Annotated in this window: 20 protein-coding genes; 6 read left to right on the top strand and 14 right to left on the bottom strand. The window is 62.5% G+C overall.

Annotated features, from left to right (window positions below; genetic code table 11):
- The first annotated feature begins 277 nt into the window (after positions 1-277).
- Both JN279_RS22330 and kynA read left to right on the top strand, forming a co-directional pair.
- Positions 278-1903, top strand: coding sequence for an AMP-binding protein (locus tag JN279_RS22330; RefSeq protein ID WP_096446227.1), 1626 nt, complete (start codon positions 278-280; stop codon positions 1901-1903).
- Positions 1900-2736: a tryptophan 2,3-dioxygenase gene (gene kynA / locus JN279_RS22325; protein WP_244734081.1), complete on the top strand. Its 837-nt coding sequence runs from the start codon at positions 1900-1902 to the stop codon at positions 2734-2736. The genes JN279_RS22330 and kynA overlap by 4 nt, the downstream gene beginning before the upstream one ends.
- A gap of 67 nt (positions 2737-2803) precedes the next feature.
- On the opposite strand, the gene kynU is transcribed toward kynA, so the two are convergent.
- The 4 genes from kynU to JN279_RS22305 are packed head-to-tail and all read right to left on the bottom strand — an operon-like array spanning position 2804 to position 6824.
- Positions 2804-4051: a kynureninase gene (gene kynU, locus JN279_RS22320; protein ID WP_202350243.1), complete on the bottom strand. Its 1248-nt coding sequence runs from the start codon at positions 4049-4051 to the stop codon at positions 2804-2806.
- A gap of 19 nt (positions 4052-4070) precedes the next feature.
- The gene (locus JN279_RS22315; RefSeq protein ID WP_096446233.1) at positions 4071-4994 is read right to left on the bottom strand and encodes an ABC transporter permease; all 924 of its coding nucleotides are present in this window, start codon (positions 4992-4994) and stop codon (positions 4071-4073) included.
- A gap of 5 nt (positions 4995-4999) precedes the next feature.
- Positions 5000-5779, bottom strand: a complete 780-nt coding sequence (locus tag JN279_RS22310) for an ABC transporter ATP-binding protein (protein ID WP_202350242.1) — start codon at positions 5777-5779, stop codon at positions 5000-5002.
- Positions 5780-5837: 58 nt separating this feature from the next.
- A complete protein-coding gene (locus JN279_RS22305; RefSeq protein ID WP_202350241.1) occupies positions 5838-6824 on the bottom strand; it encodes an ABC transporter substrate-binding protein in 987 nt (328 codons plus the stop codon).
- Positions 6825-6977: 153 nt separating this feature from the next.
- On the opposite strand from JN279_RS22305, the gene JN279_RS22300 reads away from it, so the two are divergent.
- Both JN279_RS22300 and lexA read left to right on the top strand, forming a co-directional pair.
- Positions 6978-7751, top strand: coding sequence for a GntR family transcriptional regulator (locus tag JN279_RS22300; protein WP_202350240.1), 774 nt, complete (start codon positions 6978-6980; stop codon positions 7749-7751).
- Positions 7752-8189: 438 nt separating this feature from the next.
- Positions 8190-8927: a transcriptional repressor LexA gene (gene lexA / locus JN279_RS22295; RefSeq protein ID WP_096446241.1), complete on the top strand. Its 738-nt coding sequence runs from the start codon at positions 8190-8192 to the stop codon at positions 8925-8927.
- Here the strand turns inward: lexA and JN279_RS22290 are convergent.
- Positions 8921-11374 (bottom strand): ComEC/Rec2 family competence protein, encoded by a 2454-nt coding sequence (locus JN279_RS22290; RefSeq protein ID WP_202350239.1) that lies wholly within the window; start codon positions 11372-11374, stop codon positions 8921-8923. The two genes, lexA and JN279_RS22290, sit on opposite strands and share 7 nt — an antisense overlap.
- 102 nt (positions 11375-11476) lie before the next feature.
- On the opposite strand from JN279_RS22290, the gene gltX reads away from it, so the two are divergent.
- The gene (gltX, locus tag JN279_RS22285) at positions 11477-12901 is read left to right on the top strand and encodes a glutamate--tRNA ligase (protein WP_202350238.1); all 1425 of its coding nucleotides are present in this window, start codon (positions 11477-11479) and stop codon (positions 12899-12901) included.
- A gap of 182 nt (positions 12902-13083) precedes the next feature.
- Positions 13084-14412: a citrate synthase gene (gltA, locus tag JN279_RS22280; protein WP_019858188.1), complete on the top strand. Its 1329-nt coding sequence runs from the start codon at positions 13084-13086 to the stop codon at positions 14410-14412.
- A gap of 31 nt (positions 14413-14443) precedes the next feature.
- Here gltA and lpxB read toward each other — a convergent pair whose 3' ends face one another.
- From lpxB to JN279_RS22235, 9 genes are all read right to left on the bottom strand, one after another.
- Positions 14444-15616 carry a lipid-A-disaccharide synthase gene (gene lpxB, locus JN279_RS22275; protein WP_202350237.1) on the bottom strand — a complete coding sequence of 391 codons (1173 nt, stop codon included), beginning with the start codon at positions 15614-15616 and terminating at the stop codon, positions 14444-14446.
- Positions 15609-16523 carry an LpxI family protein gene (locus JN279_RS22270; RefSeq protein ID WP_183459810.1) on the bottom strand — a complete coding sequence of 305 codons (915 nt, stop codon included), beginning with the start codon at positions 16521-16523 and terminating at the stop codon, positions 15609-15611. Before JN279_RS22270 ends, lpxB begins: the two co-directional genes overlap by 8 nt.
- On the bottom strand, positions 16495-17328 hold the full coding sequence (lpxA, locus tag JN279_RS22265; protein WP_202350236.1) for an acyl-ACP--UDP-N-acetylglucosamine O-acyltransferase: 834 nt from the start codon (positions 17326-17328) through the stop codon (positions 16495-16497). The genes JN279_RS22270 and lpxA overlap by 29 nt, the downstream gene beginning before the upstream one ends.
- Before the next feature lie 13 nt (positions 17329-17341).
- Positions 17342-17809, bottom strand: a complete 468-nt coding sequence (fabZ, locus tag JN279_RS22260; protein WP_095200163.1) for a 3-hydroxyacyl-ACP dehydratase FabZ — start codon at positions 17807-17809, stop codon at positions 17342-17344.
- On the bottom strand, positions 17802-18857 hold the full coding sequence (gene lpxD, locus JN279_RS22255; protein ID WP_202350235.1) for a UDP-3-O-(3-hydroxymyristoyl)glucosamine N-acyltransferase: 1056 nt from the start codon (positions 18855-18857) through the stop codon (positions 17802-17804). Before lpxD ends, fabZ begins: the two co-directional genes overlap by 8 nt.
- A 76-nt stretch (positions 18858-18933) precedes the next feature.
- Positions 18934-21312 (bottom strand): outer membrane protein assembly factor BamA, encoded by a 2379-nt coding sequence (gene bamA / locus JN279_RS22250; RefSeq protein ID WP_202350234.1) that lies wholly within the window; start codon positions 21310-21312, stop codon positions 18934-18936.
- Positions 21313-21529: 217 nt separating this feature from the next.
- Positions 21530-22672, bottom strand: a complete 1143-nt coding sequence (gene rseP / locus JN279_RS22245; RefSeq protein WP_096446255.1) for an RIP metalloprotease RseP — start codon at positions 22670-22672, stop codon at positions 21530-21532.
- Between the two features lie 97 nt (positions 22673-22769).
- On the bottom strand, positions 22770-23585 hold the full coding sequence (locus tag JN279_RS22240) for a phosphatidate cytidylyltransferase (protein WP_202350233.1): 816 nt from the start codon (positions 23583-23585) through the stop codon (positions 22770-22772).
- Positions 23582-24316, bottom strand: coding sequence for an isoprenyl transferase (locus JN279_RS22235; protein ID WP_096446259.1), 735 nt, complete (start codon positions 24314-24316; stop codon positions 23582-23584). The genes JN279_RS22240 and JN279_RS22235 overlap by 4 nt, the downstream gene beginning before the upstream one ends.
- Between the last annotated feature and the right edge of the window lie 14 nt (positions 24317-24330).

Genomic DNA, 24330 nt, shown 5'->3' with positions numbered 1-24330 from the left:
CAATGGCCGTCACCATGCCATGCGTCAATGCCTCGTGGCAAAAACATTTTAGGCTTGAAACAAATTTCGACTGGTGCGATCCTGCCCGAAGAACAGCCGACAATGGGAGGTCTGCTGTGCTGTCCAAACCTGCGGATGTTCACCCTTCAAGGTGGCATCGTCGAACAGGTGTAGCCAGCCGCACGAAGCCTCTCGCGAAAAGACGGGAACTTCATATCCACCACCTCGGACAGGTGCTTCGCGCATCTGACCAGGCAGCAGATGGGATGGCGGCGAGATGCTTGGGCCTTCAGCGCATATCGACACGTTCACGCGCGATCATCTGCCCCCGCCGGATCAATGGCCGGATTTCCTGCTCGACGGCTTCGACTATCCAGAACATCTCAACGCCGGCGTCGAATTGACCGACAGGCTGGTCGAGAAGGGGCTTGGCGATCATACCGCCCTGATCGGCAATGGCCGCCGCCGCACCTACAAGGAACTGTCCGACTGGACGAACAGGCTGGCGCACGCGCTGGTCGAGAATTACGGCGTCAAGCCGGGCAATCGGGTGCTGATCCGCTCAGCCAACAACCCGGCAATGGTCGCCTGCTGGCTGGCAGCCACCAAGGTCGGCGCCGTGGTCGTCAACACCATGCCGATGCTGCGCGCCGGCGAGCTCACCAAGATCGTCGACAAGGCGGAAATAACCACCGCGCTTTGCGACACCAGGCTGATGGACGAGATGACCGCCTGTGCCAAGGACAGCGCGTTCCTCAAGCAGGTGATCGGCTTCGACGGCACTGCCAACCATGACGCCGAACTCGACCGCATCGCACTCGACAAGCCGGTCACCTTCAGCGCCGTCAACACCGGCCGCGACGATGTCGCGCTGCTCGGCTTCACCTCGGGCACGACGGGCGTGCCGAAGGCAACGATGCATTTCCACCGTGACCTGCTGATCATCGCCGACGCCTATGCCCGTGAAATCCTCCAGGTCACACCGGACGATATCTTCGTCGGCTCGCCGCCGCTCGCCTTCACCTTCGGCCTTGGCGGGCTCGCCATCTTCCCCCTGCGCTTCGGAGCTGCGGCGACACTGCTGGAACAGGCGACGCCGCCCAACATGATCCACATCATCGAAACCTACAAAGCGACGATTTCCTTCACCGCGCCGACGGCCTACCGCGCCATGCTGAAGGCCATGGATGAAGGTGCCGATTTGTCGTCGCTGCGCGTCGCGGTTTCGGCCGGCGAGACCTTGCCGGCTCCGGTCTTCGAAGAGTGGACGCAGAAGACCGGCAAGCCGATCCTCGACGGCATCGGCGCCACGGAAATGCTGCACATCTTCATCTCCAACCGTTTTGACGACAGGAAGCCGGCATCGACCGGCAAGCCCGTCGGCGGCTACGAAGCGCGCATCGTCGACGACGCGATGCGTGAGGTGCCGCGCGGCGAGACCGGGCGGCTGGCGGTGCGTGGCCCAACCGGCTGCCGCTACATGGCCGATGAAAGGCAGAAAGAGTATGTGCGCGACGGCTGGAACCTCACCGGCGACACTTTTACCCAGGACGAGGACGGTTTCTTCCATTTTGCCGCGCGTTCCGACGACATGATCGTCAGCGCCGGCTACAACATTGCCGGGCCAGAGGTCGAGGCGGCCCTCCTGTCGCATCCCGATGTCGCCGAATGCGCTGTCATCGGCGCCGAGGATGGCGAACGCGGCCAGATCGTCGAGGCGCATGTCGTGCTGGTGCAAGGCGTGGCGCCCGATGCGTTGACCGTCAAGCGCCTGCAGGACCACGTCAAGGCAACGATCGCGCCATACAAATATCCGCGATCGGTCAAATTCATCGCCGCCTTGCCCAAGACCCAGACCGGCAAGATCCAGCGATTCCGGCTGCGCACGGAGAAAATCCATTGAGCGAACCCTACGATCCGGCGTCTGAAGGCGCGCAGATGTCGTTCAAGGAACGCATGTCCTACAGCGACTATCTGCACCTGGAGAAAGTGCTGGAGGCACAGACGCCACTGTCGTCGGCGCATGACGAAATGCTGTTCATCATCCAGCACCAGACCTCGGAACTCTGGATGAAACTCGCTCTGCACGAGATCGGCGCCGCGATCCGCTCGATTCGCGCCGACCGGCTCGAGCCGAGCTTCAAGATGCTGTCGCGCGTCGCCCGCATTTTCGAGCAGCTCAACAATGCCTGGGACGTGCTACGCACGATGACGCCGAGCGAATACACCGAGTTCCGCGACGCGCTCGGCCAGTCCTCCGGCTTCCAGTCCTGGCAATACCGCGCCATCGAATTCATGGCCGGCAACCGCAACCTTGCCATGCTCGGACCTCACAAGCACCGGCCGAACCTCATCGGCAAGCTGGAGGCGATCCTGGCCCAGCCGTCCCTCTACGATGAAGCGCTGCTGCTTCTGGCGCGCAACGGGTTCGACATCGGCGCCGATGCCAGGCGCACGGACTGGCGGGAGACGCGAACCGAGAATGAAGAAGTCCTGGTCGCCTGGCAGACCGTCTACCGCGATCCGCAGCGCTACTGGATGTTCTATGAACTGGCGGAGAAGCTGGTCGATTTCGAGGACTATTTCCGCCGCTGGCGCTTCAACCACGTCACCACGGTCGAGCGCATCATCGGCCTGAAGCGCGGCACCGGTGGCACCTCGGGGGCGTCCTATCTGAAGAAGATGCTCGAGGTCGTGCTGTTTCCCGAACTGTGGACGGTCCGCACCCGGCTTTGACTTTTTGCTTTGGCGCAATTCCGGACGGAAAACCGCTTCACACTTTTCCTGAAATTGCGCCGACGTCTCAAGTAACCGCGGTCTTGACCGCGAAGCGCGCCTCCTGCCAGGCGCCGGTGCGCAGGATGTCTTCAAGCACCTCAACCGCCTGCCAGACGTCCTTGTAGCCGACATAGAGCGGCGTGAAGCCGAAGCGGATGGTCGACGGCGCGCGGAAATCGCCAATCACGCCGCGCTCGATCAGGGCCCGCATCACCTGGTAGCCATGCGGGTGGAGGAACGACACCTGGCTGCCGCGCGCATTGCCGTCGCGCGGACCTTCGAGTTCGAGGCCGTAGGCGCCGCATCTGGCTTCGACGAGCTGGATGAACAGGTCGGTGAGTGCGATGCTCTTCTTGCGCACCGCCGCCATGTCGACATCGTCCCAGATATCCAGAGCCCCTTTCAGCGCCCGCATCGACAGCACAGGCTGCGTGCCGCACAGGAACCGGCGGATGCCGCTGCCGGCCGTGTAGCTTTGCTCGAAAGCGAAGGGTCGCGCATGGCCCCACCATCCGCTCAGCGGCTGGTGGACGTCGTCGTGATGGCGTTTCGCGGCATAGATGAAGGCCGGCGCACCCGGACCGCCATTGAGATATTTGTAGGTGCAGCCGATGGCGAAATCGGCATTCGCGGCATCGAGCTCGACCGGCAGCGCGCCGGCCGTATGGCAGAGGTCCCAGACGATCAGCGCGCCGACCTGATGGGCCTTGCATGTCAGGGCGGCCATGTCGCGCAATTGTCCGGTTTTGTAATTGACGTGGTTGACCAGGATGACCGCGACGCGCTCGTCGATCAGTTCCTCAATGGTTGGCGCGTCGACGCCTTCGAGCCGCAGCACCGTGCCCGGCCGCGTCGAGGCCACGCCTTCGGCCATGTAGAGATCGGTCGGGAAACTGTCGCCCTCGGCGACGATGACCGAGCGGTTCGGCCGCATGCCGAGGGCGGCATGCAGCACCTTGTAGATGTTGATCGAGGTCGTGTCGCAGACCACCGTCTGGCCGGAAGCGGCGCCGATCAGACGTCCCAGCTGATCGCCGAGCGCGACCGGCATATCGAACCAGCCGGCGGTGTTCCAGGCACGGATGAGGTCCTGCGCCCATTCCTGCGTCGCGGCCTTCTGCAGTTCGTTGAAGACGGCGGGCGCCGCGGCGCCCAGCGAATTGCCGTCGAGGTAGATCACACCTTCCGGCAGAATAAAGCGGTCGCGCATGGCACGCAGCGGGTCCGCCGCATCCATGGCTTCGACGGCGGCGAGATCGATCGTTGCACGCATGATTTGTGACATTCCCTGGTTATTCACGGATCGCTTCGCGCGCGGGCGCGGGTCCCCGGCTGCGCTTGAGGCTGGGCAGAGCAAGCATGGCCAGCACGAACAGGCCCGTGGCAAGCTTCAGGTCAGGCGGCGGCATGCCGGCGGCGAGGCAGAACGACACCAGCTGGTAGTAGATGATCGCGCCGGCAAAGGGCGCCAGCAGTTGACGCCAGACCGTCTGCTTGCCGACGACCGCCTCGCCGATCATCAGCGCGGCCAGGCCGTTGATGAGGATACCTAGCCCCATATTGACGTCGGCAAATCCCTGCGACTGCACCATCAGCGCGCCGCTCGAGGCTGAAAACGCGCTCGCCAGCCCGACGCCGCCAATGGTCGCTGCCCAGACATTGATTCCTTGCGCCTCGGCCATGTCGGGATTGGCGCCGACGGCGCGCACGGCGGTCCCCTTCTCGGTTCTGAAGAACATGTAGAGCGCGCCGAAGACGACGAGCGCGAGAAGGCCGGCGACAACGATCTTGCTGGCGGGGAAACCTGGCCGCGCGAATGGCACCCAGTCAAACACCATTGGCGAGCCGAAAACGGAGAGGTTGGACTTGCCCATGATGCGAAGGTTGATGCTGTAGAGCATCGTCATCATCAGGATGCCCGCGAGCAGCGTGTGGATGCGAAAGCGCAGATGGATGAAGGCGGTGCAGCAGCCCGCCGCGAAGCCCGCCACGAATGCGACCACGATGCAGGTCAGCGGCGATACGCCGGCAGCCAGCAGCACGCCGCAGACGCAGCCGCCCAGTGGAAAGGCGCCTTCGCTGGTGAGATCGGGAAAATTCAGCATGCGAAACGGGATCATGATGCCGAGCACGACAAAGGCCAGGATCAAGCTTTGCGCCAGGGTGACCGGCATGATCGCGACGAAGCTGGTGAGAACCTCCTGAATAAAACCCATGATGATCAGCTCGCCAGCAACATGCGGTCGGTCTTGACGGAAAAATGGCCAATCAGGTCGATCACCGTGACCCTGGCCTTCTCCTCGCCGGTAACTTCCAGCAGGACCCGACCTGCGTCGAGCATGATCACCCGGCTGCCATAGTCGACGGCGTGCTGCATGTTGTGGGTCACCATCAGCGTGGTCAGCTTCAGCGCGTTGACGGCGCGCACCGTCGCCTGCATGACGATCTCGGCCGTGCGCGGATCGAGCGCTGCGGTATGCTCGTCGAGCAGCAGCAGGTCCGGCGATCCGCCGACCGCCATGATCAGTGACAGCGACTGACGCTGCCCGCCCGAAAGCAGGTCGACGCGGGTGTCGAGACGATTTTCAAGGCCAAGGCCCAATATCGACAGGCGCTCCTTGTAGGACGCAAGCCGCGTGGCGTTCAGCCCTTGTCGCAGCGTGCGTTTCTGGCTGCGCAGATCGGCCAGCAGCATGTTCTCCGCCACGGTCATGCTGGCGGCGGTGCCGCGCATCGGATCCTGGAAGACACGCGCCAGTCTTGTGGCGCGCTTGTACACCGGCATAGCTGTCACATCGGCGCCGTTGATCAGGATCTTGCCGGTATCCAGGACAAGGGCTCCGGAAATGGCGTTGAGCATGCTGCTCTTGCCGGCGCCGTTGGAGCCGATGACGATGCCGAACTCACCTGTGGCCAGTGACAGGCTGAGGCCGTCCAGCGCGACCTTCTCGTCGCCCTGGCCCTTGTAGAATACTTTGCGCGCGGATCGGATATCGAGCATCGTTCCTCCCTGGCATGAACGGTGACGGCGCCAACGCCGTCACCGCCGCAGCCCGATATCAGTCGACGATGCAGCCGCAATCGGCCAACGAAGCCGGTATCTCGATGCCGAACGCGGCCATCGCCTTGCGGGAAATCGTTGCCATGTGGTCCTTGTAGGCCGGGCGCGACGGCGCGATCGTCTTGGGATCCTTGCCCTTGAGGATCTCGGCGGCGATGTTGCCGGCGTTCATGCCGACCTGCGTGTAATTGACCGCGAAGCTCGCCGGTACGGTGCCGTTGCGGACCGCGCTGTCATCGGAGTTAACGACCGGGATGCCGGCCTGGCGGGCAGCCGCGGAAACTGCGGCGATCGCCGGCTGGATCAGGTTCGAAGCCGGGCCGTAGATTACGTCGACCTTGCCGGCGAGCGAGGCGATACGTTGCTGGATGTCATTGACGTTGTCGACACCGACTTCCACTACTTCGAAGCCGGCCGCCGGTGCCGCCGCCTTGATCTTTTCGATCAGCGCAACGTCATTGGCCTCGCCTGGATTGTAAGGCACGCCGAAGCGCTTGGCGTTCGGCAGCAGCTTCTTGGTGAAGGCCATCACCGCGGCGACATCCTGCAGATCGCTGGCGCCGGTCATGCCGTCGTCGCCGGCGTCCCACGACGGCACCAGCTTGGCCGCGACCGGGTCGGTGACCGCGGCAAAGACGATCGGAATGCCGGAGCCCGCGAGCGCCTTCTTGGCGATCTGCGAGACCGGCGTGGTGATGGTGTAGATCAGCTTGGGCTGTTCCGCCTGCAGCTTGGCGATCATCTGCGGCACCAGCGATGCGTCGAAATTGGTATGGCTTTCCGTGTAGACGACGTCCTTGCCCTCGACAAAGCCATTGTCCGTCAGTGCCTTCTTGAAGCCGGCTATGGCAGCGTTGAGCTGCGGATGCTCGCCGAAATTGGCGATGCCGATGCGGATCTGATCGGCTGCGGCGCTCCCGGCGCTGAGCATCAATGCGCCCGCCAGGGCCAATCCCGACAGCCAAGCGGATTTCGACTTCAACATCATTTCCTCCCAGATTTGATCAGCGCCGCTCATAGGGCGGCAACTGCGGCGATCATGGTCAGTCCCTCGCCGCGTGTCAAACATTATATATAATTCTTGCCATGCCTCCACATCATATATAATTTTCGCAAGCCCGATGATGGACGGATCGCGATGCAGGATCAGAACAGCTCCACTAAGACCGAAGCGGCCTATCAGCTGCTGCGGCGCGATATCTTGACCACCCGCCTGATGCCGGGCGCGCCGCTCAAGCTGAGCGCGCTGCGCGCCACATACGGCGTCGGCTGGACGCCGCTGAGGGAAGCCTTGTCCCGACTTGAAGCCGAGCGCCTGGTCACCGCCATCAGCAATCGCGGCTTTGCCGTCGCTCCCGTGTCGCGCGCCGAGCTCGAGGATCTGGCGCGCGCAAGGATGGTTGTCGAAATGCCGCTGTTCCTGGAATCGATCGCGAATGGCGGCAGAGAATGGGAGGACGCGGTCGTCACCGCCCATTACCGGCTCTCGCGCTGCAAGACCGCGGTCGACGACCCTTCCGATGCGGCCGTCGACAAATGGGACGAGAGCCATGAGGCCTTCCATGCGGCGCTGCTGAGCGCGGCAACATCCAACTGGCTTTTGCGCTTCCGCTCGACGATCGCCGATCAGTTGCGGCGGCATCATCGTTTTCTCGGTCTGGCGCCGACATTGCGGGCGGCGGCCGGCCTCAAGGATGGCTATGGCGAGGCCATGGACGCCTTGCGCGAGGCGATCGCCATCGAGCATCACACCGAGATCATGGAAGCGGCGCTCGATCGCGATGTGGAGCGGGCAAAAGCGCTGATGACGGCGCATATCGGCTACACGCTGCACGTCTATGTGCACAGCGAAGACAATTGTGCCAATCCCTACACCGTACGCGCCGGCAGTCTGAAAGCGGTTTCCGGATGACCTTGCCGCGGCGCGTTATCTCCGGCGGCAATATCGATGCGGGCGCCTACGCCCAGGTTCTGGTCGGAGCGATGCCGGGAGCCTGAACGCGTTCTATCTCCGCATAGCCAGCGATTGTTGACGTTTTGATTTCGTTTCGTTCCGCCGAAAATGGATCCGTTCGCCATACAATCCACCCTGAGAATGCCTTTCAAACGCCTGATGCCAAACAGGATAAGAGGATAGGCCACAGGCTATTAACCATAATGATTTCAATGCACGTGCCGACGGTGGAGGTGGTCGGTTGACGCCTGCCACCTGGAGCGAAAATTTCTGAGGCTTTAACAAATTCACTAAACTTTAAACAGTTGCAGAACACAACTGGAACAGATAGTGTTTGTTCTGGGTTTGTTTTTCGATTCTGGTTCACACCCTTCGTTCAATGCCTTGGGGGCCGCCATGCTGACACGCAAGCAACATGAACTGCTGATGTTCATTCATGAACGGCTCAAGGAAAGCGGCATTCCGCCTTCCTTCGACGAGATGAAGGAAGCGCTCGATCTTGCCTCCAAGTCGGGGATCCATCGACTGATCACGGCACTGGAGGAACGTGGCTTCATTCGCCGGCTGCCGAACCGGGCACGCGCGCTGGAAGTGCTGCGGTTGCCGGATTCGATCGCGCCTGGCCTCAACGCGGCAAAGAAATTCTCGCCGAGCGTCATCCAGGGCAGTCTCGGTCAGGGCGGCCTTGGCCGCCAGATCAAGCCGGCACCATCGCGCCTGCCCTCAGCCGGCAATGATGACGACGCGGTCTCCGCCGTGTCGATCCCGGTGATGGGCCGTATCGCCGCCGGTGTGCCGATCGATGCCATCCAGCATCAGACGCATTCGATCTCGGTGCCCCCGGACATGATCATGGGTGGCGAGCACTATGCGCTGGAGGTCAAGGGCGACTCGATGATCGAGGCCGGCATCTTCGATGGCGACACGGTCATTATCCGCAACGCCGATACGGCAAGCCCGGGAGAGATCGTCGTCGCCCTGGTCGACGAGGAGGAAGCGACGCTGAAACGGTTCCGCCGCAAGGGCGCCTCGATTGCGCTCGAAGCCGCCAACCCGGCCTACGAGACGCGCATTTTCGGGCCCGACAGGGTCAAGGTGCAAGGCAAGCTGGTCGGGTTGATCCGGCGCTACTGAGCAGGAACGGCCGTCTTTTCAGGTTTTTGATAGGGCGCCAGCCCCCTCGCCTCGCGTGAAAATTTTCGCTGCGCATGCCAGGGCCGATACGGTCCATCCACCGCGAAACTGACGATTGGCGGACCGGTCGCCGATTGGCGGTCGAAGAAGACGGCGGCACTGCCCTTTCGGGCCAGTTGCCGTTTGGTAACGACAAGAACCAGCGGATTGTGGCAGGCATCATAGCCTGTCGCGTCATTGACGACGATCAGATCGGCAAAACCGCAGGCCTTCCAGGTGGCCTTGCGGTCTTCGACATGTGCGATGATCGCACCCGATGGGTGCCGGGCAAGACAGACACCATCCGTGCAATAGAATGGCGCTCCAGGCGGGAGGTTGACGGCATCGGCAATGCCGAATTGCCCGTCCGCCTTGTCGAACATCTCCGGCGCGACGATGGTTTCGGACACCAGCGCGCGTTTCCAATTGTCGACGGTGAACTCGTTCGGGCGAGCCCGGCTGACCGCGAGTTCGCCGCCGCCGATCGGTAGCGCGACCAGCCGCGCATCTTCCGAGATAAGCACATCTGGCGTGCGCGTATCCGACACCGTCAACAGTCCGGCAAGCGCGAAGGGCAGTGCCGCGAGCCGCAGCCATGTCGTCGCCATCGTCGCGATGACCAGGGCAATCGTCACTAGCAGGACGGAGTGCTGCGAAATCAGCCCGACCGCATCGACGGGAGAGCGTTCCGATATCCACGCCGATATGGCGATCATCGCCGTCAGGCCTTTGCCCATCAAGTGGAGAAAGGGCCCGTCCAAACCAAAGGGCATTGTCAAAGCACTGACAACCGCCAGAAACATGACGACTGAGACAATTGGCATGATAGCCAGATTTGCGAACAGGCTGAGCGGCGACACACGCTGGAAGTGCCATATTGCAAACAGCGCCGTGGCACTGCCGGCAATGATGGACGTCATCGCCACCCCTCCTGTGAGCGCGAGGAATTTTCGAGCGAGAAAGCCCGGTAGCGATCGCTTCGGCGGTGGCGGCCTTGCCTTTCCCGCGCGGTGATCAGCCCAGCCTGCATAGGCACCGACCAAAGCCGCAGTCGCAGCGAACGACATCTGGAAGCTTGGGCCGACGACTTCATGCGGCGACACCACGATGACGGCGATCGCTGAGATCGCCAAATTGCGCATCGTCAGCGCCGCGCGATCAAACAGCACGGCAATCAGCATCACCCCCAGCATGATGAAGCTGCGTTCGGCGGCGACGACAACACCGGAAATGACGAGATAGGCGGCGATCGAGAACAGGGCTGCAGCAGCGGCGTATTTCTTCACCGGCCGGCGCGCGGAAAAGTCCGGAAACAGCGCGAAAGCCCCGCGCAGCAGACCCATGATGGTGCCGGCGACCAGCGCCATATGCAGTCCGGAAATGGAGATGATGTGGTAGATGCCGGTGCGCCGCATCGCTTCGTTGATTTCATCGGGAATGCCGGCCCGCACGCCGACGATCAGCGCCGCCGCGATCTCGCCTTCGGCACCGCCGACCGTGGCCCGGATATGATCGGCAATGGCTTCACGGGCGTTTTCTATGCCGGAGAAAAGGCGGGCCGTGAGCGGCATCTCACCATCATCGGCTGCGACAAGCTTTGGATTGCCGAGAAAGAAGCCGCTGCCGCCAATGCCGGCGAAATAGCTGTCGAAGGAGAAATCGTAGCTGTCCGGCCGCACGGGACCGGTTGGCGGCAACAGTTTGGCATAGCCGGTGACCAGGGAGCCGGCAGTCATGTCCGCCGGGATATTGCGCGCTGAAAGCCGGACCCTTTCCGGCGCATAGCGCAGTGTCGGCCGCGCGGTCGACGTCACGTCGATGGTCAGCCGGATGCGGCCGGTCTCCATCCGGTCGAGCGAAACGACGCGGCCGGTCACTTGCGTAGAGATTTCCGAACCCAGCATCTGGGTGCCCGCCCGCCATGTCTCGACCTTGGCGGCAAGCAGGCCAAGCGCGCACAACAATGCCGCCATGAAGCCCAGGTGGGTTTTCGGCCAGGAGCGCGAGACAAGCGCGCAGATCGCCATCAGCACGACGAGCGCGACAGGTCTTGCGAAGTCGGGCTCCGCCGACAGCGAATAATAGCCGATCGCTCCAGCAGCCAGACAGACCGGCACCAGCAGGAAGGCGATGCCCCGGTCAAGCTCCAGTTCCGCTGCCATCGCCACGCTATGGCGCAGGCGAGGCAGGGAGACCTGGCCGAGTTGCCGCCGGACACGCACAATCCGGCCCAAGACAGGGGACGGAAGTGGCGCCGGAACATCCGCCTGCAGCGGTTGGCTGCCTGGCGCAGGCACAACGGGTGATGGCGGCAGTGAGGTTGGCGACGGGATCGCAAACAGGGATCGCTCGCTGACGCCAACACTAGCGTCCTCGCCCCGATCCAAGCCCCGCCCTCGTCCAGCCATCGGGTCTGCCCCTTGCACCCCTGACGCCCTATGCTACATGAACGCCGGGCGCGCGAAAGTCCGCGCAGCCGCACCCCGCTTCAGATGGTTTCCGAGAGTTTCATGTCCGACAAGGTCGTCACCCGTTTTGCCCCCTCGCCCACCGGCTATCTGCATATCGGTGGGGCGCGCACGGCGCTGTTCAACTGGCTGTACGCCAAGCACACCGGCGGCACGATGGTGCTGCGCATCGAGGATACCGACCGCGAACGCTTTAACGAGGCGGCTACCCAGGCCATTCTGGATGGACTGACCTGGCTTGGGCTTTCCTGGGACGGCGAGGCCATATCGCAGTTCGAGCGTGCGCCGCGCCATCGCGAGGTGGCTGAGGAACTCGTGCGTCTGGGTAAGGCCTATTACAGCTACGAGACACCGGCCGAGCTGGAGGCCATGCGCGAGGCAGCACGCGCCAAGGGCCTGCCGCCGCGCTACAACGGCCAGTGGCGCGATCGCGACCCCTCCGAGGCGCCTGCGGGCGTCAAGGGCGCCATCCGCATCAAGGCGCCAACCGAGGGCGAGACGGTCGTGCACGACCGCGTCCAGGGCGAGGTGCACTTCCCCAACAAGGATCTCGACGACTTCATCATCCTGCGCTCGGACGGCAACCCGACCTACATGCATGCCGTCGTCGTCGACGATCACGACATGGGTGTCACGCATATCATCCGCGGTGATGACCACCTGACCAATGCCGCCCGCCAGACCGTGATCTACAACGCCATGGGCTGGGACGTGCCGTCGATGTCGCACATCCCGCTGATCCATGGCGCCGACGGCGCCAAGCTGTCGAAGCGCCACGGCGCACTCGGCGTCGAGGCCTATCGCGCCATGGGCTACCTGCCGGAGGCGCTGCTCAACTATCTCGCGCGCCTGGGCTGGAGCCATGGCGACGACGAGATCATGTCGATCAAGGACATGATCTCCTGGTTCGACATCGGCGACGTCAACAAGGGCGCGGCCCGCTTCGACTTCGCCAAGCTGGAAGCGATCAACGGCGCGCATATGCGCCGCATGGCCGACGCGGAGCTGTTCGATATCTTGATCGCCACTTTGCCCTATCTCGAGGGTGGCCCGGCGATGGCCGCACGTCTCAACGACAAGAACAAAGCGCAGTTGCTGGCAGCCCTTCCAGGCCTGAAGGAGCGCGCCAAGACGCTGGTCGAGCTCGTCGATGGCGCGGCCTTTCTGTTTGCCACGCGCCCGCTGGCGCTCGACGAGAAAGCAGCGCTTCTGCTCAATGACGATGCCCGCAAGATCCTGCGTGGCGCTCACGAAGCTTTGAACGTGCTTTCCAGCGACTGGACGGCTGCCGCGGCGGAAGCCGCGATCCGCGACTATGCGCTGGCCGGTGGCCACAAGCTTGGCGCCGTGGCCCAACCGCTGCGGGCCGCGCTGACCGGCAAAAGCACCTCGCCGGGCGTGTTCGACGTGCTTGCCGTGCTTGGGCGCGAGGAGAGCCTTGCGCGCATAGCGGATCAAATCGATTAGGAGCAAACGGCCCAAGAAGATTGGCATTGAAAGGCGCGTTTCGCAGTGCAACATTAGGCCTTGGCCCAATCTGGCACGCACCTCCTAAAATGCGGTGGCGAATACGCGCATTGCGGTGATTTCGACGTGTCGCTCTGCAGAATTTGCCTTTGCCGGCATGAGGAAACAACAAGGAGTTTGCAATGACCGAAGCTGCGAAAAAACTGGATGTGGGCGGCGCGAACCAAGAGGCTACGGCAACGCTTCAATTCGCCGGCAAGACCCATGAATTCAAGGTGCGAAGCGGCTCCGTCGGACCCGACGTCATCGACATCGCCTCGCTCTACAGCACGACCGGCGCCTTCACCTATGACCCCGGCTTCACCTCGACGGCAAGCTGCGAGTCCGAGATAACCTTCATCGACGGCGATGCCGGTATTCTTCTCCACCGCGGCTATCCGATCGACCAGCTGGCCGAACACGGCGACTTCCTCGAAGTCTGCTATCTCCTGCTCTACGGCGAACTGCCGACCAAGGCGCAGAAGGACGATTTCGATTACCGCGTGACGCGCCACACAATGGTGCACGAGCAGATGTCGCGCTTCTTTACCGGCTTCCGCCGCGATGCGCATCCGATGGCGGTGATGTGCGGCGTGGTCGGCGCGCTCTCGGCCTTCTATCACGACTCCACTGACATCTCCGACCCGTACCAGCGCATGGTCGCTTCCATGCGGCTGATCGCCAAGATGCCGACGATCGCGGCCATGGCCTACAAGTACCACATCGGCCAACCCTTCATTTACCCGAAGAACGATCTCGGTTTCGCGGCAAACTTCCTGCACATGTGCTTTGCCGTGCCGTGCGAGGAGTACAAGATCAACCCGGTTCTGGCCCGCGCCATGGAGCGCATCTTCATCCTGCACGCCGATCACGAGCAGAATGCCTCGACCTCGACGGTTCGCCTCGCCGGCTCGTCGGGCGCCAACCCGTTCGCCTGCATCGCCGCCGGCATCGCTTGCCTGTGGGGCCCGGCGCATGGCGGCGCCAATGAAGCCGCGCTCAACATGCTGGGCGAGATCGGCCATGTCGATCACATCCCGGAGTTCATCGCCCGCGCCAAGGACAAGAACGACCCGTTCCGGCTGATGGGCTTTGGCCACCGCGTCTACAAGAACTATGATCCTCGTGCGAAAATCATGCAGAAGACGGCGCACGAGGTTCTGGGCGAACTCGGCATCAAGGACGATCCGCTGCTCGACATCGCCATGGAACTGGAAAAGATCGCGCTGACCGATCCTTATTTCATCGAGAAGAAGCTCTACCCGAATGTCGACTTCTATTCCGGCATCACGCTGAAGGCGCTGGGCTTCCCCACCACCATGTTCACCGTGCTGTTCGCGGTCGCCCGCACCGTCGGCTGGATCGCGCAGTGGAAGGAGATGATCGAGGATCCGCGCCAGAAGATCGGCCGGCCGCGCCAGCTCTATACCGGCGCGCCGGAGCGCGATTACGTGCCGATCGCCAAGCGCTGACCGAGTCTGCTTGAATCGAAAAAGGCGCCTCTCAGGGCGCCTTTTTCATATGACGAAGCACAACGCTCGCCGCGAGTTCGCCGGATGGCTTGTCGGTCGCCATGCGCCTGGCGATCTCGGCAAAGCCGTCCTTCTGCCAGGCGCGCATGCCGCTGTCGGCGAACAACGCTTCCAGTTGGCGAGCCAGATTGTTCGCCTTGACGTACTCGTTGTAGAACTCCGGGATAAGCGCACGATCCGCGATCAGATTGGGCAGCAGCGCCGACCAGACGGAAACGAAATAGGGTGCTACGGCACGGGCGATAGGATCGAGCCTGTAGCACGAGACCATCGGCACACCGGCCAACGCCAGTTCCAGCGACACGGTTCCCGATGCGATCAGCGCGGCATCGGCCTTGCCGAAAGCCTGCCATTTGCGTTGCGGATCCACGATGATTTCAGGTTTTTCATCCCAACGATTGACCGAGGCTTTGACGAGGTCGGCGACATGCGGAACCGTCGGCAGCAGCAGCCGCAGACGATGTCCGCGTCCGCGCAGCATCGATACGGTCTCACCGAACGTGTCGACCAGCCGCCGCACCTCGCCGCGCCGCGAGCCGGGCAGGACCAGCAATGTCTTGATGCGGTCCTGGGCAAGATCGCGCGGCAAGGCCTGCGCCTTCTGGGCGGCGAGCACACCCGCATCATGCGTGAGGCGATGCCCGACATAGGTTCCGGGCGGGCCGCCCAGCCGCTCGAGTTCCTTCACCTCGAACGGCAGGATGCAGAGGATATGGTCGACATAAGGCTTCATCGCCACCGCCCTGCCCGGCCGCCAGGCCCAGACGCTCGGACAGACGTAGTGGATGATCGGTATCGACGGATTGGCCGCGCGCACCTTCCTGGCGACGCGCAAGGAAAAGTCGGGGCTGTCGATGGTGACCAGGCAATCCGGCTTTTCCTCAGCGATGGTTTTGGCCAGTTGGCCGATCCGCCTGAAAAGGCGCGGCAGATCGCGCAGGACGGCACTGAAACCCATCAGCGCGATCTCGCCGGCGTCGAAGGGCGACACCAGGCCCAATTCCCCGAGATGGCGGCCGCCGAGGCCGACGAGTTGCACCTGGCGGCCTGTTGCCTGGCGAAGCGAACGCACAATATCGGCGCCAAGCAGATCGCCCGATTCTTCACCCGCAACGATCGCGATCTTCAGCGCCTTGTCAGCCATGCGCCGGCTCCGCTGCGGCCAGGCCAACGATGAACAGGCCGAGCTCATTGGCGCGCGACAGGGTTGCGGGACCTTCGAGGATCAGCGAGCGCCCTGCCTCGACGGCAATGCCGGCGAGCCTGGCCGCATGCGCTGCTTCGACCGTCTGTGGTCCTATGGACGGAAGATCAGCGCGCAGTTCCTGACCTGGCTTGGCGCATTTGACCAGCACACCGCGCGTCTTGCCGGCGATGCGGCCGTGGCCTCGCAAGAGTTTTGCGCGGTCGAGCAATCCGGCCGTGCCCTCGATACCCTCGAGCGCGATGGTCCGGCCGCCGACCGCGACCGCCGCCTGGCCGATATCCAGCGCGCCGATGGCCTTTGCCGCGGCAAAGCCCGCCTCAATGTCGCGCCAGTCGGACTTCTGAGGCTCCACCTTGGTCAAGGTCCCTTCGGCTGCGACAAGGTTCGGCACGATTTCGTGGGCACCCACGACCTTTATCCCCCGTGCTTCGAGGCCTCGCGCTACCACTTTCAACAGCCCATCGTCGCCGCGCGCCAGTGCCATCACGACAACCGGTATCACTGCCAGTAGGCTGAGGCTTGGGCGCAGGTGCGTCAGCCTTGGTCGGCGCTTGATCTCGCCGGCAAGCACAAGATGGGTGATCCGATGTCGTTTGAGCAAGGGAACAAGCGAGCCGATCGCCTCCAGGGCAAGGGTTTCATGCTCATACTGGCGCAATTCCGGCAGACGATCGGCCTCGCCTTCCATGAGGACGATGAAGGGTGGATAGCCCTGCCCGGCCGAGCCGGCCGCGACTTCGACCGGAAGACTGCCGCCGCCGGCGATGATGCCGACCCTGGCATCTGGCGGGAGACCAAGACCAGCAGCCGCCGTCTCAGTCTTCATCATCGGCATCGTCGCCATCGCTGCCCTTGAGCGACGGCACCGCATAATGGCGCTTGCCGCGACTGGTGATGAAATTGATGATCTTCATGGCGGTCGGCGAAGAGGCGAACTCGGCCTTGGCGAATTCGATGTTCTCGCCGACGGTGCGGGAGCGGTCGAAAATCGTCCTGTAGGCTTTGCGCAACAGATAGATTTCCGAACGCGGCAGACCGGCGCGCTTGAGCCCGATGATGTTCAAGCCGCGTAAGCTGGCGCGGTTGCCGACGGCAATGGCATAGGGAATGACATCGCCAACAAAAGCCGAGCATCCGCCAAGAAAGGCGTTGTCGCCGACACGCACGAATTGATGAACGGCGCTGAGGCCGCCGATATACACGTTGTCGCCGATCTCGCAGTGTCCGCCCAGCGTCGCGCCATTGGCGAAGGTGGCGTTCTTGCCAACAACGCAATCATGGGCGATGTGGGCATAGGCAAGGAAATTGCCGTTGCAACCCACTGTCGTCTCGCCGCGGCTGGTGTCGGTGCCGACATGCATGGTGACACCTTCGCGGATGGTGCAGTTGGCGCCGATGACCAGCGTCGTGCGACCGCCTTTGTGCTTGGTGTTCTGCGGCGGTGCGCCCAATGTCGCCATCGGATAGACCTTGGTCGAGGCGCCTATGGTGGTCGCGCCCATGACGGAGACATGGCTGACCAGTTCGACACCATCGCCGATCACGGCATCGCCGCTGATATGGCAGAACGGCCCTATACGCACACCCTGGCCGATTTGAGCGCCCTCTTCCACGACGGAGGAAGGATGGATTGAAGTCTCGATTTTCATAAGCACTCGATCGTCAGTCGCCGGTGACCATCATGGCTGAAATCTCGGCCTCGGCCGCCTTGGTGCCATCGACCAGGGCTTCGCAGGCGAATTTGAGCAGGTTGCCGCGCTTCTTGATTTTCTTGACGTGAATCTTCAACTGGTCGCCGGGAACGACCGGCTTGCGGAATTTGGCGTTGTCGATGGTCAGGAAATAGACCAGCGACGGCTTCGACGCCCCAAGGCTGCGGATGCAGATGGCGCCTGCCGTCTGCGCCATGGCCTCGACGATCAGCACGCCCGGCATCACCGGCTGCTCCGGGAAATGCCCCTGAAAATGCGGTTCATTGATGGTGACGTTCTTGATGCCGACGGCGGAATCATCACCATCGATATCGACGATGCGGTCGATCATCAGGAAGGGATAGCGATGCGGCAGGAGCTTCATCAGCCCCATTATGTCAACCGCTTCCAGCGTCGCCGCCGCCACCATATCAGCCATTGTCCTTGCCCTGCTTGCGTGCCCTGGCCATCGTGCGCAACATGGCTATCTCTCGCATGGCTTCCGCCATCGGCTGTGCCGGATAACCGCCCCAGATCTCGCCGGCGGGAACATTGCTCATAAACCCACTTCTGGCGGCAAGCTTGGCTCCTGAGCCGATGGTCAAATGATCGGCAAGCCCGACACCGCCGCCCATGGTGACATTGTCACCCACGACCACGGAACCGGAAATACCCGAAAGCCCGGCTACTATGCAATTGCGACCGATGCGGACGTTATGGGCGATCTGCACGAGATTGTCGATCTTGGTGCCCTGACCGATGATCGTATCCGACATGGCGCCGCGATCGACGGTGGAATTCGAGCCGATCTCGACATCGTCCTGGATGACAACCCGTCCGATCTGGGGAACGCGTTCCGGCCCCTTGGCACCGCCCACAAAGCCGAAACCGTCCTGGCCGATCCTGGCGCCGCCATGGATGATGACCCGGTTACCGATCAACGCATACTGGATACTGACACCCGGGCCGACATAGCCGTCACGGCCGATCTGGCAGGACTGTCCAATGACCGCGTTGGGCGCGATGACGGTGCCGCTGCCAATCGAAACGCCTGGTCCGATGACCACGCCGGCCTCGATGACCGCGCCGGCTTCGACACGCGCGGTCGGATGGATATGGGCATGCGGCGAAACACCGGTTTCACCCGTCATTGGTCCCGGGGTGGCGGCTGTGGGGAACAGCAGTCGACCGACCAGCGCGAATGCCTGTTGCGGACGCGGATGGATCAAAACGGCGATGTCGGCCGGCGCCTTGTTGGCAAATTCCGCCGGGCACAGGACAGCGGCCGCCCGCAGTGACGGCATCAAGGCGGAATTGCGCCGGCCGTCGACGAAGACGAGCGCATTGGCACCGCCTTCGCTGGCCGGTGCCAGCGCCTCGATAGAAACGTCGGATTGGCCGGAATCGACTAGCACCGAGCCGGTCAGATTCGCGACTTCGGCCGCCGTATACCGGCGTGATGGCGCGAAGAACACCGGATCGGTCATTCCAGAAGCTATATCCAGCTAAGTCGGAACATTTTCTCCCGGACCCAATAAATCCGGGAGCATCGTTGGCCTCCGCTCAGAAGCGGGTCGAAATGCCGAAGTTGAATTCCTGCACGTCGTCGCTCGCTTCCTTCTTGACCGGGATCGCATAGTCGATACGGATCGGACCGAACGGCGAAGCCCACATCAGGCCAAGACCGACGGAAGCGCGCAACTTCATGCCGGTCGACGACTGATCGACCAGTGTCTGATCAGCAATCTTGCTACCGTAGAGCGTCGCCGCGTCGGCGAACACCGCGCCACGTAAGCCGAAGCTCTCGGGAACGACCGGCAGCGGGAACTGGGCTTCGGCCGAAGCGTTGAAATAGGTCGTGCCACCCAGGTGATCGCCGCTGGTTCCAGAAGCAACCGGACCGATACCACCATAAGCAAAGCCGCGGATCATGCGATCGGTGCTCTGGAACTGGTCAAAAATGCGCAGATTGCCGTCATTGCCGTAACCCTCGACATGACCGGCGCCACCCGAAATGAGGCCGACAAGGTCAAGCTGCTCTGACAGCGTCTGATAGACGCTGCCGCGTCCAGTGATCTTCACGAACTTGGCATCGCCACCGAGACCGGCAACTTCCACCGTCGTGTTGGCAAAGATACCCTCATGCGGGTTCTTCATGTCGTCGATGGTGTTGTAGACCAGCCCCAGGCTGACCGACGACTTGATCCACGGGCTTTCCGCGATGCCATCCAGAACAGCCTGTGAAATGTTGCAGGTGCCTTGCGGAAGCACATCGGTGGGATTGCAACTGTTGTCGACCTTATACTTCTCCTGGGAGATATTATAAGCCAACTGCGTCGAGATGTTGTTGGTGATCGGCAGGCCGAAGCGCACCGTCGCACCCGTGGTGTCGCTGTCGTAATTGTTGTTGTATTGCCTCGTCGACTTGTAGATGTCGAAGCCGGCAGCGATGCGCCGCCCGAGGAAATAGGGCTCGGTGAAGGACAGGCTGTAGTCGCGCGAATTCTTGCCGCCGCCGGCCGACAGCTTGATGTACTGGCCACGACCGAGGAAGTTGCGCTCGGTGATCGACCCTTCGACGGACGGACCCGCAGTGTCCCCACCGGTCGAATAGCCGGCGCCAATCGAAAATTCACCCGTCGACTTCTCGACCACGTCGACCACCAGCACGACCTGGTCTGGCTGCGATCCTGGCACCGTCGAGATGTCGACTTTATCAAAATAATTCAGGGCTTCCAGGCGCTTCTTCGCGCGCTGGATCAGCACCTGGTTGAACGCATCGCCTTCGCTGACATCGAATTCGCGGCGGATGACATAGTCACGCGTACGATCGTTGCCGCGAATCTCGATGCGCTCAATATAGGCCTTGGTGCCCTGGTCGACGGTATAGACCACCGAAATCGTATGGTTCTCGAAGTTGCGGTCGCCGCGCGGCGTCACCTGCGCGAAGGCATAGCCGGAACCGGCCACCTTCTCGGTCAGGGCGATGATGGAGTCCTCGACATCCTTGGCGTTGTAGACGTCGCCCTTGCGGGTCTCGACCACCGATTCCAGCGATTTGGAGTCAACTTCCGGGATCGTGCTTTCGACGCTGATGTCGCCGAAATTGTAACGCTCACCTTCCTGGACGGTGATGGTGACCGTGTACTTGTTCGTCGCATTGTCGAGTTCGCCGACGGCCGACACCACCTGGAAATCAGCATAGCCGTGATTGTAGTAGAAGCGGCGCAGCAACTCCTGGTCGGCACGCAGCTTGTCCTCGTCATAGACGTCATCGCGCAGGATGAACGACACCCAGGACGAGCGCTTGGTGTTGATCACATCCGACAGACGACGGCTCGAATAAGCGCTGTTGCCGACGAAATTGATCGCCGCGATCTGCGTGCGGTCGCCTTCGGTGATCTTGAAAACCACATTCACGCGGTTGTCACCGAGATCCATGATCTGCGTGGTCACGCCGGCATCATCGCGGCCGATGCGCCTGTAGGCAGCCTTGACCGCCTCGACGTCGGAATCAAGCGTGGCCTGGGAGAACGTGCCGCGCGGCTTCAGCTGAACCGCTGCCTGAAGCGCATTGTCCTTGAGCTTCTTGTTGCCCTGGAACAGCACCTGGTTGACGACCTTGTACTCGGCAACCTTCACCACCAGTGTCGAGCCGACCTGATTGATCTGAACGTCCGAGAACAAACCGGTACCGAACAACGCCTTGACGGCCGCGTCGATATCGGAACTGGAGAAAGCCTTACCCGGCTTGATGGTGATGTAGTTGCGGATGGTTTCGGCGTCGACACGCTGGTTGCCGCTCACCTCCACCCTGCTGACGACAGCGGCTTCGGCCGCCGATGTGGCAACGAACTGCACTGCGAGCGCACCTGGCACGACCAGGGCGGCGGACAGTGCCGCCGCGGACGCGGCGCTCAGAAACTTGGATGCTGCCTTCATCGGGCTTAATAACCTTTTCTCGTAGTCCCCACGGCGAGAAAACCGGACGTGCGGTAATTTCCCCTACCGTATTAACCGGATTTTCCCTACACGCAAGGCTTCTGGTTAATTTGTATTTACTTAACCCTGGTGCGTGGCTTTCGCGTCACTCATATCCCCGCGCATGGTAAACGGCGTCTCAACATCGACCATGCCAAAGCCAAATTTCTTCATGATTTCAGCACCCAAACAGATCGTTCCAGAATACGAAACCCATGAAGCACAAGACCAGAAGCAGACCGGCCCGATAGGCCATTTCCATCATCCGTTCCGACACCGGCCGGCGAATGACGGCCTCCACCCCGTAGAACAAGAGATGGCCGCCGTCGAGGGGGGGAATCGGCAAAAGGTTTAGAATACCTATGCCGACGGACAGCAGCGCAACGAGCTGCACCAGCCATTCGAAACCGAGTTTGGCCGCCTTGCCGGCCATGTCGGCGATCTTGACGGGGCCGCCCAGCTGGCACTTGTCCTCGCGTCCGACGGCGAAACGCTGCAAGAACTGGCCGGTTCGCTCGATGACGTGGCCTGTTTCCTCAACTGCCGCCGCGACCGCCCCTATCGGGGTGTAGCTGATGAGACGGGGCTGGCCGAGTTCCTTGTTGTTGACGACACCGATGACGGCGACCTTGACCTTGTTGCCGAGCGCGTCTTCCTGCTCCATCAGCTGCGGAGTCGCGGTCACCGTGACTTCCTTGCCGTCGCGCAGCATGACGAAGGTAATGGTATCGCCGGCGCGGCCCGAGACCAGCCGCTGCACATCGCCAAAGGTTTCGACCTTGCTGCCGTCGACGCTGACGAATCGGTCACCTGGCTGGATGCCCGCCTTCGCCGCCGGACTGTCCGCCGTAACTTCCGCCACCATGGGCTCTGCGACATAACGCCCGTAGGAGGCAAACAGCACGGAAAAGACGACGATCGTCAGCAGGAAATTGAACAGAGGCCCGGCCGCCACCGTCGCCGCGCGCTTCCAGATCGCCTGAGTGTGGAAAGCGACCTTGCGTTCCGCGTCGGTCAGCGTTTCCAGCTCCTCCAAAGTTGGCTGGCTGGAGGTGGCGTTCATATCGCCGACAAATTTGACATAGCCGCCAAGCGGTATGGCGCAAAGCTTCCAGCGCGTGCCATGCCTGTCGTTGAAGCCGATGAGTTCGGGACCGAAGCCGATCGAGAAGGCCTTGACCCCGATGCCGCACCAGCGGCCGACGAGGTAGTGGCCCATTTCGTGGACAAACACCACCACGGTCAGCACAAAGAGAAACGGCACGAGCGTGCCGAGAAACAAGCCTTCGGTGCTGAAAATCGCGTGAAGAATCCCGTTCAACTCATGCCCTCAAATTCTTCCGCCGTTGCGCCGTGACTGTGACATCAATCCAGGCAAATCCAAGGCGCGCCCGCGCCAGATCGTGGAACGACATCCTTCAAATCGGAAACAGCCCCTGCGCCGGATGATCGGCGCCCGCCGAAATCCAGCCAATGACGTATAGGGCAAGAGCCGCCGCGACAAGCCCGTCGACACGGTCCATCACACCGCCATGGCCTGGAATGAGCACGCCCGAATCCTTGCGGCCATGCCGTCGCTTGACCCAGGATTCGAACAGGTCGCCGGCCTGGGCGACAACCGAAAGCGCAAGTGCCACAAGGCCGAGCAAGGCCAGGTTGCCGGCACCGGCCGCGGCGGCCAGCAGAACCCCGGCGACAACACCACCGACAGCGCCGCCGAGCGCACCGCTGCGCGTCTTGCCGGGCGAAATCGACGGCGCCAGTTTGGGACCGCCGACGGCGCGCCCGACGAAATAGGCAAAAATGTCGGTCGCCCAGACGACGGCGAACAGGAACAGGATGGCGATAAGGCCGGAATGGTCGCCGTCGCGCAGCAGGGCAAGCGACAGGCCGGACACGGTGGCATAGGCAAGACCGCTCGCCTCCCACTGCCCGGTCTTGCGAACCAAGGCGGCAATCGCGGTTGCGGCAATCAGAATCACCACAAGCAGCAGCAGCCAGGATGCGGCAAGCCCGGCAATCAAGGCGCCGATGAAAACGATGACCAGCGCCTCGGGCAGGAAGCTCAGCCCATTGGTGGCGGTTGGCCGCGACATGCGTGTCCACTCGTAAAAGATCATCGCCGACATGGCTGCGCACAGCAGCCGGAACGGCAGGCCGCCAAGCCAGGTCAGGCCAAGGGCGATGACGGCAAGCACGACCGCTGAAATGACGCGGAGTTGAAGGTTGCTCATCCCGCGGCCGGTCGCGAAGCGACGTCTTGCGGGCCCAATCCGCCGAAACGACGCTCGCGGCTGGCAAATTCGCGCAACGCCTCGGCCAGGTGCTCGCGGCTGAAGTCGGGCCAGTAGCAAGGCAGGAAGACGAGCTCGCTGTAGGCGGCCTGCCACAACAGGAAGTTGGACAGCCGAAGCTCGCCGCTGGTGCGTATGACCAGCTCGGGATCTGGAATGCCCTGCGTGTCGAGGGCGCCGGCAAAGCTTTCAGCTGATATCGCTTCGGCGTCGATTTCGCCGCGCGCCACGGCCGCGGCAAGCTTGCGCGCCGTGCGAACGATCTCGTCGCGCCCGCCATAGTTGAATGCGATCACCAGCGTCAACGCTTCGTTGCCGGCGGTCAGCGATTCGGCCTCGTCGAGCAGCCCTCTGATGTCGGGCTGCAGCCCTGCCCTGTCGCCGATGATCCTGACCCGCACGCCGCTCTGGTGCAGTTCGGCGAGGTCCCGGCGGATGAACAGCTTCAACAGCCCCATCAGGTCGCTGACTTCGGACTTCGGCCGCGACCAGTTCTCCGACGAGAAAGCGTAGACGGTCAGGAAGGAGATGCCGAGATCAGGCGCCGCGCGCACCGCCTTGCGCAGTGCCTCGACGCCGGCGCGATGGCCGGCGAGCCTCGGCATGCCGCGCGCCTTGGCCCAGCGTCCATTTCCATCCATGATGATCGCGACATGCGCGGGCGTAGTCATGATCTCGCTTTCGG

Source organism: Mesorhizobium sp. 113-1-2 (assembly GCF_016756475.1).
In the GTDB taxonomy this organism is placed as follows: domain Bacteria; phylum Pseudomonadota; class Alphaproteobacteria; order Rhizobiales; family Rhizobiaceae; genus Mesorhizobium; species Mesorhizobium loti_C.
This window is presented reverse-complemented; position numbering and strand designations above follow the sequence as displayed.